This is a genomic window from Paenibacillus naphthalenovorans, assembly GCF_001465255.1.
In the GTDB taxonomy this organism is placed as follows: domain Bacteria; phylum Bacillota; class Bacilli; order Paenibacillales; family NBRC-103111; genus Paenibacillus_G; species Paenibacillus_G naphthalenovorans.
Genome location: NZ_CP013652.1, coordinates 4,737,485 through 4,750,906 on the forward strand (window position 1 = coordinate 4,737,485; position 13,422 = coordinate 4,750,906).

Here is a 13,422-nt window from a genome sequence, read left to right on the forward strand (position 1 = left end):
AAACCCGGATACGCGAGTCGTGCTGCCGTGGATGAAGGTGCAGAAACGTATCGGCGAACTGCTGGCAGCGGGACGTTACTTGAACCGGCAGGAAGCCGAGCGGTTTCCTGCCTTTGCGGAGCAGCAGGAGGAAAAGCGGCGGGAGCAAATGGCGGAAATGGCCAGGCGCGAATTGCCGCAGCCGGATGTATCGCCCTCGGAGGGGTTTCCTCTACCGGACGCGCAAGCGGAACCGGAACACGCGCCGGTGAACCGGGAACGGGCGCACTACGGTTATGACGCAGGCAGCACGGTCTGGATCGGTGCGGACGAATATGAAATTGTGCAGCTGGAGCAACGAACAGTGGTGCTGCAAGACCGTCAGTTCCCGCTCTTCATCAAAGAGGTGAATCGCCGGGATTTTGAGCGAATGCTGCGCGAAAACCCGCTGAACGATCATCTGATTACCGGAGAGCAGGGGCCGGAACGGTTTGACGAAGCGGCATGGGAAACAGCGGAAGATGCGGTTTCACCGGAAGAGCCGGTGACGGAGGGGCGAGAGCCCATATTGCAGCCAGACACTTCCCTTTCCCCTGATCCTGTGGCCGGCCGCACCGCGCCAGCCCGTCCGTCTGTCCCGGCTGTCAACTACCGGATTACGGATGATGAGCTGGGGCATGGCGGCGCAAAAACGAAGTTCAAATGGAACATGGAAGCGATTCGGCTGCTGAACAAGCTGGAGCAGGAGCAGCGGCAAGCGACAGCGGACGAGCAGGCGGTGCTGGCCCGCTATGTCGGATGGGGCGGCATTCCGCAGGCATTTGACGAAGCGAACACGCAGTGGGCAGCCGAATATGCGGAACTGAAAAATGTGCTGGAGCCGGATGAATATGCGTCCGCTCGCGCGTCAACGCTGAATGCCCATTATACGTCTGTGACTGTCATCAAGGCGATGTACGACTGTCTGGAATCGATGGGCTTTCGCAGCGGCAATATTTTGGAGCCGTCCTGCGGCATCGGCAATTTCTTCGGTCTGGTGCCGGAGTCGTTCCAAGGCTCGCGGCTGTTTGGCGTGGAACTGGACAGCATTACCGGCCGTATTGCCAGGCAGCTATACCCGCAGGCGTCGATCGCGGTCAGCGGTTATGAACAGACGAATTTGCCGGACAGCTTCTTTGATCTCGCCATCGGGAACGTGCCGTTCGGCGGTTATGGCGTGGCGGATAAACGTTACGACAAGCACAAGTTTCTCATCCATGATTACTTTTTCGCCAAGACATTGGACAAAGTGCGTCCGGGCGGCATTATCGCCTTTATTACGTCCAAAGGAACGATGGACAAGCAGAACCCGGCGGTTCGCAAATATATTGCGGAACGCGCCGAACTGCTCGGAGCGGTGCGTCTGCCGAGCAATGCGTTTTTAGCCAATGCCGGAACCGAAGTAACCGCCGACATTATCTTTTTACAGAAACGGGATCGCATGGTTGCCGTTAGCGAGCAAACCGAAGCATGGCTATCCCTGTCCGAGACAGCGGACGGTGTACCGGTGAATCGCTATTTCGCGGACCATCCCGATATGGTGCTGGGCACAATGGTTTTTGACGACCGGATGTACGGCAACCGGCAGGAAACGTCCTGCAAGCCATTCCCGGACGCCAATCTGGATGAGCTGCTGCGCGAAGCGTTGTCGGGCATCCATGCCGAATGGGTGGAGCTGGAACGGGAAGACCAGCCGGAGGAAGAAGAACCTTCGCTCCCTGCCGATCCGTCTGTCCGCAATTTCAGCTTTGCGTTGGTGGATGGACACATCTACTATCGGGAGAACAGCCGAATGCGGCGTGTGGACACTTCTGCTACGGCGGCAGGCCGCATCAAGGGAATGATTCAGCTCAGGGACACCGTGCGCGAGCTGATCGAGTACCAAACCGAAGACTACAGCGATGAGATGATAGAGCAGCAGCAGCGCAAGCTGAATGCGCAGTATGACCGGTTTACGGCGCAATACGGCCTGATCAACAGCCGCGCCAACAACCTTGCTTTTTCGGACGACAGTTCTTACTTTCTTCTTTGCTCGCTGGAAATCATCGACGAGGAAGGGCGGCTGCTGCGCAAGGCGGATATGTTCACCAAACGCACCATCCGGCAGCGCATCCGCGTGGAACAGGTGGATACCGCTTCGGAGGCGCTTGCCGTTTCCATCGGCGCAAAAGCCCGTGTCGATCTGCCGTATATGGGGCAGCTAACCGGCTGGACGGAAGAACAACTGATAAAAGAGCTGCGCGGCGTCATCTTTCCCAATCCCGAAAATCTGGATGAGGAAGGTAAGCCGATCTACGAAACGGCGGATGCATACTTGTCCGGCAATGTGCGGGAGAAGCTGCGTGTGGCCAGACAGTTTGCCGCATACGATGCCGAACGTTACGGCGAAAACGTCAAAGCGCTTGAAGCGGTTCAGCCGAAAGACCTGGATGCCTCCGAAATTGATGTCCGCTTGGGCGCAACCTGGCTGCCGCCGGAAGACATTCGGCAATTCCTGTTTGAACTTGTGGACACGCCGCCGATGTACCAAACCTACATCAATGTCATGTATTCCGAATATACGGCTGCCTGGAACGTCAAAGGCAAAAGCGATGACCGCAGCAACAATATCAAGGCGAACGTCACGTACGGCACAAACCGCGTCAATGCGTACAAGATTCTCGAAGATACGCTGAATTTGCGGGACGTGCGCGTATTTGACACCGTGTATGAGGATGGCGTGGAAAAGCGTGTGCTGAACAAACAGGAAACGGCCATTGCCCAGCAAAAGCAGGAGATGATGAAAGAAGCGTTCCGCGACTGGATATGGAAAGACCCGCAGCGGCGTGAACGGCTGACACGGCTGTACAATGACCGGTTCAATGCCATCCGTCCTCGCGAATACGACGGAAGCCATATCCGATTCACCGGGATGAACCCGGAAATCCGGCTCCGCCAGCACCAGGTCAATGCGGTTGCCCGGGCGCTGTACGGCGGCAACTCCCTTTTCGCTCATTGTGTCGGCGCAGGAAAAACCTTTGCGATGACCGCCGCAGCGATGGAGAGCAAGCATTTGGGACTGTGCAACAAGAGCATGCTGGTCGTTCCGAACCATCTGACCGAACAGTGGGCGGCGGAGTTTTTGCAGCTTTATCCGTCGGCGAATATTCTGGTGGCGACCAAAAAAGATTTTGAAACGAAAAACCGCAAAACGTTTTGCGCGCGGATTGCTACCGGCGATTATGATGCGATCATCATCGGCCATTCGCAGTTTGAAAAAATTCCGATTTCTATGGAACGGCAGCGGCAGCAACTGTACGAACAGATTTCGGAAATTACAAGCGGCATCCGGGAACTCAAAGAAGCCAGAGGCGAGCGGTATGCGATCAAGCAGCTTGAAAAAACGAAAAAGACGCTGCAAATCAAGCTGGAGAAGCTGAACGACACGAGCCGGAAGGATGATGTCGTGACCTTTGAGGAATTGGGCGTAGACCGTCTATTCGTGGACGAAGCCGACTCGTACAAAAACCTGTTTCTTTATACGAAAATGCGCAATGTGGCCGGACTGTCGCAAACCGAAGCGCAAAAGTCGTCGGACATGTTTGCCAAATGCCGCTATCTGGACGAACTGACCGGAGGCCGGGGCATCATCTTTGCGACGGGGACGCCGATCTCCAACTCCATCACTGAGATGTATACGATGCAGCGCTATTTGCAATACGAGCGGCTCAAGCGGCAGGGATTGCAGCATTTTGACGCTTGGGCTTCGACATTTGGCGAAACCGTCACCGCGATCGAGCTTGCGCCGGAAGGAACGGGCTATCGGGCGAAAACCCGGTTTGCCCGTTTTTACAATTTGCCGGAACTGATGAATATGTTCAAAGAAGTGGCCGATATCCAGACGGCTGACATGCTCCAGCTTCCCGTGCCGAAAGCCCACTTCCATAATGTGGCCGTGCCGCCGAGCGACTTTCAGCGCGATATGGTCGCGGATCTTGCCCGCCGCGCCGAGCGGGTGCGGGCGAAGGAAGTAGAGCCGCATGAGGACAATATGCTGACGATCACCAATGACGGACGCAAACTGGCGCTCGATCAGCGGCTGGCTAATCCCCTGCTTCCCGACGACGAAGGCAGCAAAGTCAGCGCCTGCGCGGACAATGTCTTCCGGTATTGGGAGGAACATCAGGAGACGCGGTTGACCCAGTTGGTGTTTTGCGATTTGTCCATTCCGAAACAGGATGGTACCTTCAATGTGTACGACGAGCTGCGGCGCAAGCTGATGGAGAAAGGTGTCCCGGCTGACGAAATCGCCTTTATTCACGACGCTAATACCGAGATCAAGAAAAAGGAATTGTTCGCCAAAGTACGCAGCGGACAGGTTCGGATACTGCTTGGATCGACATTCAAAATGGGCGCGGGAACGAATGTACAAACGAAGCTGATTGCCCTTCACGACCTCGACTGCCCTTGGCGTCCGCGCGACCTGGAGCAGCGCAGCGGGCGCATTATCCGGCAAGGCAATCAGAACAGCGAGGTGCATATTTTTCGCTATGTGACGGAGAACACGTTCGACGCGTATTTGTACCAGACACTCGAAAACAAGCAGCGCTTCATTTCGCAGATCATGACCAGCAAATCGCCTGTCCGTTCCGCCGAGGATATTGACGAGACGGCTCTCTCCTATGCCGAGGTGAAGGCGCTGGCGACCGGCAACCCGTACATCAAAGAGAAAATGGACCTGGACATTCAGGTATCCAAATTGAAGCTGCTCAAAGCCAACCACTTGAGCCAGCGCTATGCGCTGGAGGACCGGCTGCTCAAAGTGCTGCCGCAGCAAATCAAGTCCACGGAGGAACGAATTGCCGGCTATGAACAGGACGTTGCTTTGTATACACGTTCTCTGGCATCCGAGGCGGATGGGGCAGATAAATTCCCCGGCATGACGGTCAAGGATTACACCTATTCGGAGAGGGCGGCGGCGGGCGCGGCTTTGCTCGACGCATGCAAGGGCATGACGTCGCCCGATCCGCAAGCAGCGGGAAGCTATCTTGGCTTTTCCTTGTGGCTGTCCTTTGACAGCTTCCATAAGGAGTACAAGGTCACGCTGCGCGGCGCACTGGGTCATACGGTGACGCTCGGAGCGGATGCAGGCGGCAACATAAGCCGCATCAACAATGCCTTGTCCGACTTGCCTGTAAAGCTGGAGCATGCCCGTGAGCAGCTTGCCACCTTGCGGCAGCAAATGGAATCGGCGAAGGAACAAATCGCGGCTCCATTTGAGAAGGAGCAGGAACTGCAAACGAAAGCGGCGCGGCTTGCGGAATTGAATGCGCTGCTCAACATGGACAAACGGGAAAACGAAGCCGTGGACAGCGTGCCTGACGATGAACCGGAAGCGCCGGAACGGCGGGTGGTGGGCCGTGAGCGATAACGGTCTGACACCGTCGTTCCTACCCCTGAAAGGGAACTTCTTGCTGACCATTACGGAAAAGAACATGGTATCGGTGCGAGCATTTCACAGATCGAAGATATGCCCGTCCGTTAAAGGTAAAATCACATGATGAATTGGACTCCAGCTTCGGGGTCCTTTTCTTATTTCCGGAGGAATGAACATGTTGTATGCCATCCCAAGCGGCGGATGCTTTTGTCCGATTTTGCCGCCTTTTGGTTACGGAACCGGCTTGATCGAGGAGGGAGAAACCGTGCCATCGTTGGAGTTGATATCCAAAGAGAAAAACGGATTTGGCGACACGTATTATTACATCCGCGACTCAAACGGGGTGACCAGTCAAGTTCATGAAGGCGATTTAGACGCATTCATGAAAAAGAAAGGCGTTACGAAGTTGAAGGAAGGCAGAGCTTATACGTACCCCAAAAAGAGGGGTAAGGCACGATGAACAATATACCCATCGGACGCTGCCTGGATTTCCAAAAGGAGCTGCGGCAATGAGCTACGTAAACAAGGAACAGATCGAACGCGCCAAAAGACTGGATTTGCTCACGTATTTGCAAATGTACGAGCCTTCGGAACTGATACGTTGCTCCCGCAATGTCTTCACCACCCGTACACACGACAGTTTGAAAATTTCCAACGGCAAATGGTACTGGTGGTCAAGGGGGATTGGCGGGCGCTCGGCGCTGGATTACCTGATCAAAGTGCGCGGCATGCCTTTTCCCGATGCGGTGCTGCAAATGGAAGGCGTTCATCCCGGCAACATGCTTACGGTTTCGCAATCGTGCCAACAACGCACATCTACGGCGCGGTTGGAGCTTCCAGAACCGTATGAAAACTCTCATCGCGTCATGGCTTATTTGAGCAAACGGGGCATCCACCGCTCGGTGATCGACTACTGTCTGGAAACGGGAAGGTTGTATGAAAGCCGACGCTATCACAACGCAGTATTCGTCGGATTTGACCAGGAAGGGACGCCGCGCTATGCGGCGATACGCGGTACGACAAGCACCCGTTATATGGGGGAAGCCGTTGGCAGCGACAAGCGGTATTCGTTTTCCATTCCGGCCTCGAAAAACAGTACGGAACTGCATCTGTTTGAGAGCGCTATTGATCTCTTATCCTACTGTACACTGGAACATCTCGCCGGCCGGGATTGGCGGCAGGCGCATAAGCTGTCGCTGGCCGGAATATACAGGCCCAGGACAAATGGGGAGGACTCTACTCCTCCGTCTGCCCTAACGCATTACTTGAAGTGCTTTCCCCAAGTAAATCGACTTGTTCTGCACCTGGATAATGATGAGCCGGGGCGATTGGCGGCAGCCACGATACAGAGGCTCCTCTCCCCCACCCTTCTCATATCCGATGAGCCGCCCAAGTTCGGAAAGGATGTAAACAACGAATTGATGGAATTCCGACGAAGACGCGGTGAACCATCCCGATAGCGGTAGATGCTGAACGGTTGGTGTCTTTTCTTTTGGGTTACGGAAAATTTTCGCAGCATGTGGATAAGATGTGAATAGATTGAGGATAAGCGCAACCGCATTGATTGTATAGCATGTAATAGGTATAATAAAATCAATATACAGCTATGCAAGGAGTGACCAAGATGATTATCAAGCCTTCCGCCAGTATCCGGCAAAACTATAATGAAATCGCCGATCTATGCAAATCGTCCGGGGAACCGGTTTATCTGACCAAGAACGGTGAAGGCGATCTCGTCGTGATGGACATTGAGACGTTTTCCCGTCGCGAGAAGATGTTAAAGCTGCGCGAAGAACTGCTCGCTGTGCAAGAGGATCGTTTGGCGGGCCGTGCTGGTGTGACGCCGGATGAACTGGACGCTTACCTGGAGGGCATTATTGACGAGGTTCAGCATGGAAAAGATGCCCCGATATAAGATCGTCGTTTCCGATCGCGCCTGCCAAATGCTGGCGGTTCATGTGCGATTCCTTGCGGAAAAAAATCCGGATGCCGCGCGAAAAACGAAAAACGAATTGCTGCATGCGATACGTTCCTTGGCGCAAATGCCGGAACGTTATCCTTTTCTCGAAGCGGAATTTATCCCGTCAAACAAGTATCACAAAATGTTCGTAGATAAATGGTATCTGGTGTTGTATCAGATTCAGGATGAAATCGTGTATGTCGATTTCATTGTAGACTGCCGCCAGGATTACCGCTGGTTGGTGCGATAACAAAAAAGTTCTGCGGAAGACGCCCGAGCGGATTGGCGTCTTTTTTGTGTTTTTGGGGTTCCCTCTTTTTCCCGGCAGGTGCTTTGAAGGCAACGTGAGACGAATGTCTCGTGTTGCAGCAAGCACTGAATTTGGCTAGCCAAATTCGCTTGTTAGGGGCGAAGCCCCTAAGACCCCCTCCGTTTCGACGCCATCTTTTTGATGACTGAATGGGATAAGATCGTGTTATTCGTGGCGACGAAAATCGCTTTAGGAAGCTTGGGTTTGAAAGGGGTGATCGGATGAGGAAGCGTTCCATTTCCGTTCTTGTACGCTTGAATGAAAAGGAGCGGCAGCACCTTGCCAGCCAAGTGAAAAAATCGGGACTTTCTCAGGAGGCGTTTATTCGCACGCTTATCAATGGTTATGTGCCCAAGGCGCTGCCGCCGCCGGATTATTACGCCATGATGCGCGAGCTTCACGCCATCGGCAACAATCTCAATCAACTGGCGGTGAAAGCGCATTCGACAGGTCATCTGGATCGGGCCACTTTTCAACAGGAGGCAGATCGGTTGCGCCTCGCCGTCCAACAGATTCAACAGGCCGTGACTGCGCCGGAACGAAGAACCAAGCAAGCGACCCCAAATGTTCATCCGCCGTAAAGGGGGCGTCACGTATGGCGACAACGGCGATATGGGATGTCACCGACCGATTGAAGCGCGTGATTGATTACGCCACCAATCCCGACAAAACAGCGCAAGATCGCGCCGTGAAGAATGAAGGCTTGCGGCAGGTGCTGGGATATGCAAAAGCGGATGCCAAAACGGAAGAACAGCTTTATGTGAGCGGAATCAATTGCGATCCGCTTACCGCTTACGAGCAAATGCAGCGCACCAAGCGTCAATTTCAAAAGATGGATGGCATCGTCGCGTTTCACGGATACCAAGCGTTTGCACCCGGCGAAACGACGCCGGAAATGGCGCACACCATCGGCGTCAAGCTGGCACAGGAGCTATGGGGAGATCGCTTTGAAGTCGTCGTATCGACCCATTTGGACAAAGAGCATTTGCACAATCACTTTGTGCTGAACTCCGTCTCCTTTATCGACGGTAAAAGGTACTACGACAACAAAGCTTCCTACGCCCTTCTGCGGAGAACATCCGACCGGTTATGCCGGGAACATGCATTGTCAGTAATTGAGCAGCCCGAGCCGGGCAAGGCCAAACACTACGGAGAATGGAAAGCGGATCAGGAAGGAAAGCCGACTTGGCGAGGATTGATTAGGACCGATGTAGATCAGGCGATTGCGGCATCGATGACATGGACCCAGTTTATCGCCGCGTTGCAGAAGCAAGGCTATGAAGTGAAAACGACCGTGAAGCATATGGCGGTTCGTCCACCGGGCAAGGAACGTTTCGTTCGTTTGCGCAGCTTGGGAGACGACTATACGGAAGATGCTCTGAAACAGCGGATTTTACGAAATCGCATTCCCCGTAAATCACAGCCTCTGCCCATGCCGCGACGCAGGCGCGCCGTTTGCAAAGGAACGCTTCGATCCGGCAGGAAGTTCAGCGGCTTACAAGCATTGTACTTGCGCTACTTATATGAGATGGGCATACTGCCTCATTTTCGCGCGTCCGTGAGAAGGACACATTTTTTATTGCGTGAAGACTTGCGGCATTTGGCGGTTATTACCGCGCAGACCAAGCTGCTCTGTCAGCACCGTATTTCCAGCAAGGATCAGCTTTTGGACTATGTATCTGTCACCCGGCAAGAGATGCGCTTGCTTTACGGCGAGCGCAAAGCGCTGTACAACCGTCTTCGCCGCTGCAAGGAGGAAAGCCAGATCGTTGCTTACAAAGAGCAAATAGCCGTACTATCCAAGCGGCTTGCCACGCTCCGAAAGGAGGTGAAGCTGTGTGCGGGTATCCTTGCCCGATCCGGTGAAATGATGACTGTACTTCGTGGCACCAGGCAAAATCAATCATTACGAAGGGAGGATTCCATCCATGAGCAGTGGAACCGAGGCGGCCGATCAGGTCGTCAATATGAGTCTGCGGGGCATCGAGGTGATGGCCAAGATTTCCGGTGAAGGCGCTAAGCATCTGGCCGTCTATTTGTTTGCCGCCCTGCAAGGGCAGAAGCGGACGAAGGGCAGCATCCGTCTGGAAAGCTTGCTTCGCAGCGGCAAGGAATTGAAAGTATTTGCCGTCAAAAACGAAGACTTACCCACGTTCTGCAAGGAAGCCAAACGTTACGGCGTCCTGTACTGTGCCCTGCGGGACAAAAAGAATGTCGATGGATTATGCGACGTGATGGTACGGGCCGAGGACGCGTCCAAAATTAATCGCATTGTCGAGCGCTTCAAACTGGCGACCGTGGATACGGTCAGCATTAAAAGCGAAATTGAGAAATCCCGCGCCGGGAATCAGCAGGACCAATCAACATCCGGGCAACACCGGCAACAAGCACCGGACCAAACCCGTCAGCAGATGGAGGAACAAAGAGCGGCGGTCAAGGGAACTTCTGCGGAGAAGAGCACCAACGATTTTTTGGACGAACTGATACAGAGGCCCGAATCGGCGCAGCCAACTTCCCCGGCGAACGGCAACCCAAACCCCGCGATGGCGACGACGGAGCCGCCCCATCCGTCCGAGCCTACCTCCGGGCGCAGCGAAGCATCCGCAAGGGGTACGATTGAACCGAAAGCCGAGACCGTGCAGCGGCGGCCATCGATCCGTGAACTGCTGCGCGAGATTCGGGAAGAAAATAGGAGAGCGGAGAAAGAGCGGCGTCAGATGGTCAAGGAACCGTCGCTGACCCAACGAAGCGAGCGAAATGCCGGTAAAGCGAAGACGGGGAAAACCAAATCCAACGGATCTCGAAAGAGAGGGAAAGCCAAATGAACAATCTGGACGATTTATTCCGTCAGGATGCAGCCAGTGGATCATCCACGAATCCGTACGAGCAACCTTTTGACAAGGAAGCGTGGGCACAGAAAAAGCAGGAACTCAGGCAATGGGCCTACGAGACGATTGATGCCGCTACGACCGCCATCGCGCAAAGCGGCGATGAATTTCAGCGATATCTGGATGTGCAAAGCCGTTTCGACCGCTACAGCGTATCCAATGCGCTTCTGATTCTCATGCAGCGTCCGGAGGCGACCCGCATCGCCGATTTTGATTCGTGGAAGGAACAAGGCGTGTTTATTCGCCGCAAGGAAACCGGCTTTTACATTTTGGAGCCGGGCGAGGAGTACCGGAGGGAAGACGGCAGCACCGGCATCAGTTATAACCTCAAAAAGATGTTCGACATCGCGCAAACGACGGCCAGCCAAAAGAGGGAACAGCCGACTTACCCGGACGACCGGATGCGGATCAAAGCGCTGATGGATCGCGCCCCTGTTCCGATCGTCATTAACGATGCGCTGCTGCCGGAAATGCATGCACTATACCAGCCGGACACGAGAATTATTGTCATCCGCCGCGGCCTGGATGCCGGGGATATTTTCCGGTCGCTTGCGCAGGAGCTGGCGCATGCGGAACTGGATCGCGGCGATGGCCGTTACAGCCGTTCCGATTTTACGTTCCATGCATATTGCGCCTCCTATATGCTGTGCAAACAGTTCGGCGTAGACACGTCTTCTTTTCGTTTTCATCGAGTGCCGGAGAAGTTGAAGGACATCGAGCCGCAGCAAATTCGCACCGAATTGACGGTGATGAAGGATACCGCGCATGACATGGCCCGCAGGATGAACCGGATGCTGGCACAGCAGCGGCAACAACAGCGGCCGGAACCGGCAAGGTAAGCGCCGTCAAGTTCTATTTTGCTCAGGGAGGGAGCGCTGTGAAGGAAGAAGAACGGATTCTCTGTTTGGATCATTACGAGCATGGCATTGTGGTGCATGCGCTGAATGCGCTGCGAAACGATTTGATCGGCGAGAAGCGCCCCACCGACGCCGTCGATGAACTGTTGCTCAAAACGATTGACGCCCCCTATCAAAAACATAAACGACGGAGCCATCATGAGGCGCGTTGAAACCGCAAGGAGTCATTTGATACTCTTTGCGATTTTTTTGATTCCCGTCGTTTGGGCGGCATTGCTCACCGCCCCTGCACTTTCCGGGGGGCTGCCGGCGATGGTAGAGCATCTCAGCGCGGCGATCAACCACCCGTTCGACATCCGATGGGTGGACGATACGCCGCGCTGTCTGCTCTTTTTTACGCTGGCTTATGGACTCGGCGTCGGCGTTTATCTGGCTTCTCCTCGAAACTACCGGCGTAGGGAGGAGCACGGCAGCGCCCGTTGGGGCCAGGCGAAAAGCATTTGCGCCAAATATCGAAGCAAGCAGCAGGAACAAAACAAAATTTTAACCAGGCAGGTTTGCATCGGACTCGACGGCCGCAAGCATCGCCGGAATGTGAATGTGCTTGTCGTAGGCGGTTCCGGCTCCGGCAAAACGCGCTTTTACGCCAAACCGAACGTCATGCAAGCGAACACGTCGTTCGTCGTTCTTGACCCGAAAGGCGAAATCTTGCGCGATACCGGCCATCTGCTCAAAGCCAAAGGGTATGACATCAAGGTGCTCGACCTGATCAATCCGCACCGCTCCCACGGCTACAACCCTTTCGCCTATTTGAACGACGACAAGGATGTGCTGAAACTGGTCACCAACCTGATTCGCAATACGACGCCGAAAGGCAGCAACACGAACGACCCGTTCTGGGAACGGTCCGAAACGGCGCTGCTGGAGGCGCTCGTTTTGTATTTGCTCTATGAAGCGCCGCCGGAAGAGCAGAATTTTCCCATGGTGATGGAGATGATCGCTGCCGCCGAGGTACGTGAAGAGGATGAAACGTATCAAAGTCCGCTGGACGAGTTGTTTGAACGGCTGGCGATGCGCGACCCGGAGCATTTGGCGGTCAAACAGTACAACATCTTCAAGCTGGCGGCAGGCAAAACGGCCAAATCGATTTTGATCGGCCTCGGCGTTCGGCTGGAGAAGTTCAACTTGCATACGATCGCCGGGATGAGCCTGGTCGATGAAATGGAATTGCCTGTCATGGGAGAAAAGAAGACGGCGCTGTTTGCCGTCATTCCCGACAACGACAGCAGCTTCAACTTCATCGTCGGGATGCTCTACACCCAGCTTTTCCAATGCCTGATGTACGAGGCCGATTACCGGCACGGCGGACGCCTGCCGGTGCACGTGCATTTTGTGATGGACGAATTTGCCAACGTCGCCTTGCCCGATGAATTCGACAAGCTGCTCTCCACCATGCGCAGCCGCGAGATTTCGGTTTCCATCATCCTGCAAAATCTGGCGCAGCTCAAAGCGCTGTACAAGGAGACCTGGGAATCAATCGTGGGGAACTGCGACGTGTTTTTGTACCTGGGCGGCAATGAACAATCCACCCACAAATACGTCTCGGAACTGCTGGGCAAGGAAACGATCGACACGAACACGTACGGCCAAAGCAAGGGACGCAGCGGCAGCTATTCGATCAACTATCAGTTGTCCGGCCGCGACTTGCTGACGCCCGATGAGGTGCGGCTCCTCGATAACCGCTATGCCTTGCTCTTTATTCGCGGCGAGCGTCCTGTTCAGGACGACAAATACGATTTGCTCAGGCATCCCCATGTCGTGCTCACGACGGATGGCAGCGGTCTCCCCTACCAGCATGGCGGCACGGAGCTTGCGCTCGATTGGCGAACCGTGACGCTTGATGAAAACGGAGAGTACGAGCTTCTGTCGGAAGAAGACATGGAGTCGCTATTTTTACGAGGGGAATGATGAAA

Annotated in this window: 11 protein-coding genes; all 11 read left to right on the forward strand. The window is 54.6% G+C overall.

Going from position 1 to position 13,422, the window contains the following annotated elements; all coding sequences use genetic code 11:
• Nucleotides 1-2,929 precede the first annotated feature (2,929 nt).
• The 11 genes from IJ22_RS26865 (at nucleotide 2,930) to IJ22_RS23405 (ending at nucleotide 13,417) form a co-directional block, all read left to right on the forward strand.
• The gene (locus IJ22_RS26865; RefSeq protein ID WP_235594376.1) at nucleotides 2,930-5,428 is read left to right on the forward strand and encodes a DEAD/DEAH box helicase family protein; all 2,499 of its coding nucleotides are present in this window, start codon (nucleotides 2,930-2,932) and stop codon (nucleotides 5,426-5,428) included.
• Nucleotides 5,429-5,609: 181 nt separating this feature from the next.
• Complete coding sequence (locus IJ22_RS23360) at nucleotides 5,610-5,894, forward strand: hypothetical protein (protein WP_062410487.1); 285 nt, start codon at nucleotides 5,610-5,612, stop codon at nucleotides 5,892-5,894.
• Nucleotides 5,895-5,943: 49 nt separating this feature from the next.
• Entirely contained in the window at nucleotides 5,944-6,894 is a 951-nt protein-coding gene (locus IJ22_RS23365) for a DUF3991 and TOPRIM domain-containing protein (RefSeq protein WP_062410488.1), read from the forward strand.
• A 164-nt stretch (nucleotides 6,895-7,058) separates the two neighbouring features.
• Nucleotides 7,059-7,349 carry a type II toxin-antitoxin system Phd/YefM family antitoxin gene (locus IJ22_RS23370; protein WP_041052551.1) on the forward strand — a complete coding sequence of 97 codons (291 nt, stop codon included), beginning with the start codon at nucleotides 7,059-7,061 and terminating at the stop codon, nucleotides 7,347-7,349.
• The gene (locus IJ22_RS23375; RefSeq protein WP_062410489.1) at nucleotides 7,327-7,644 is read left to right on the forward strand and encodes a type II toxin-antitoxin system RelE/ParE family toxin; all 318 of its coding nucleotides are present in this window, start codon (nucleotides 7,327-7,329) and stop codon (nucleotides 7,642-7,644) included. Before IJ22_RS23370 ends, IJ22_RS23375 begins: the two co-directional genes overlap by 23 nt.
• 281 nt (nucleotides 7,645-7,925) lie before the next feature.
• Nucleotides 7,926-8,285, forward strand: coding sequence for a plasmid mobilization protein (locus tag IJ22_RS23380; protein WP_062410490.1), 360 nt, complete (start codon nucleotides 7,926-7,928; stop codon nucleotides 8,283-8,285).
• Between the two features lie 14 nt (nucleotides 8,286-8,299).
• Nucleotides 8,300-9,715 (forward strand): relaxase/mobilization nuclease domain-containing protein, encoded by a 1,416-nt coding sequence (locus IJ22_RS23385; RefSeq protein ID WP_062410491.1) that lies wholly within the window; start codon nucleotides 8,300-8,302, stop codon nucleotides 9,713-9,715.
• Nucleotides 9,633-10,529, forward strand: a complete 897-nt coding sequence (locus IJ22_RS23390) for a PcfB family protein (RefSeq protein ID WP_062410492.1) — start codon at nucleotides 9,633-9,635, stop codon at nucleotides 10,527-10,529. The genes IJ22_RS23385 and IJ22_RS23390 overlap by 83 nt, the downstream gene beginning before the upstream one ends.
• Nucleotides 10,526-11,431, forward strand: a complete 906-nt coding sequence (locus tag IJ22_RS23395; RefSeq protein ID WP_062410493.1) for an ArdC-like ssDNA-binding domain-containing protein — start codon at nucleotides 10,526-10,528, stop codon at nucleotides 11,429-11,431. Before IJ22_RS23390 ends, IJ22_RS23395 begins: the two co-directional genes overlap by 4 nt.
• Nucleotides 11,432-11,469: 38 nt before the next feature.
• On the forward strand, nucleotides 11,470-11,661 hold the full coding sequence (locus IJ22_RS23400; protein ID WP_041052546.1) for a hypothetical protein: 192 nt from the start codon (nucleotides 11,470-11,472) through the stop codon (nucleotides 11,659-11,661).
• Nucleotides 11,648-13,417: a VirD4-like conjugal transfer protein, CD1115 family gene (locus tag IJ22_RS23405; RefSeq protein ID WP_062410494.1), complete on the forward strand. Its 1,770-nt coding sequence runs from the start codon at nucleotides 11,648-11,650 to the stop codon at nucleotides 13,415-13,417. The genes IJ22_RS23400 and IJ22_RS23405 overlap by 14 nt, the downstream gene beginning before the upstream one ends.
• Nucleotides 13,418-13,422 lie beyond the last annotated feature (5 nt).

Excerpts from the sequence above, each read along its gene's own strand:
- IJ22_RS23390 (WP_062410492.1), top strand. The coding sequence starts at position 9,633 with ATGAGCAGTGGAACCGAGGCGGCCGATCAGGTCGTCAATATGAGTCTG.
- IJ22_RS26865 (WP_235594376.1), top strand. The coding sequence starts at position 2,930 with ATGAACCCGGAAATCCGGCTCCGCCAGCACCAGGTCAATGCGGTTGCC.
- IJ22_RS23380 (WP_062410490.1), top strand. The coding sequence starts at position 7,926 with ATGAGGAAGCGTTCCATTTCCGTTCTTGTACGCTTGAATGAAAAGGAG.
- IJ22_RS23385 (WP_062410491.1), top strand. The coding sequence starts at position 8,300 with ATGGCGACAACGGCGATATGGGATGTCACCGACCGATTGAAGCGCGTG.
- IJ22_RS23370 (WP_041052551.1), top strand. The coding sequence starts at position 7,059 with ATGATTATCAAGCCTTCCGCCAGTATCCGGCAAAACTATAATGAAATC.
- IJ22_RS23395 (WP_062410493.1), top strand. The coding sequence starts at position 10,526 with ATGAACAATCTGGACGATTTATTCCGTCAGGATGCAGCCAGTGGATCA.
- IJ22_RS23375 (WP_062410489.1), top strand. The coding sequence starts at position 7,327 with ATGGAAAAGATGCCCCGATATAAGATCGTCGTTTCCGATCGCGCCTGC.
- IJ22_RS23365 (WP_062410488.1), top strand. The coding sequence starts at position 5,944 with ATGAGCTACGTAAACAAGGAACAGATCGAACGCGCCAAAAGACTGGAT.
- IJ22_RS23360 (WP_062410487.1), top strand. The coding sequence starts at position 5,610 with ATGTTGTATGCCATCCCAAGCGGCGGATGCTTTTGTCCGATTTTGCCG.
- IJ22_RS23405 (WP_062410494.1), top strand. The coding sequence starts at position 11,648 with ATGAGGCGCGTTGAAACCGCAAGGAGTCATTTGATACTCTTTGCGATT.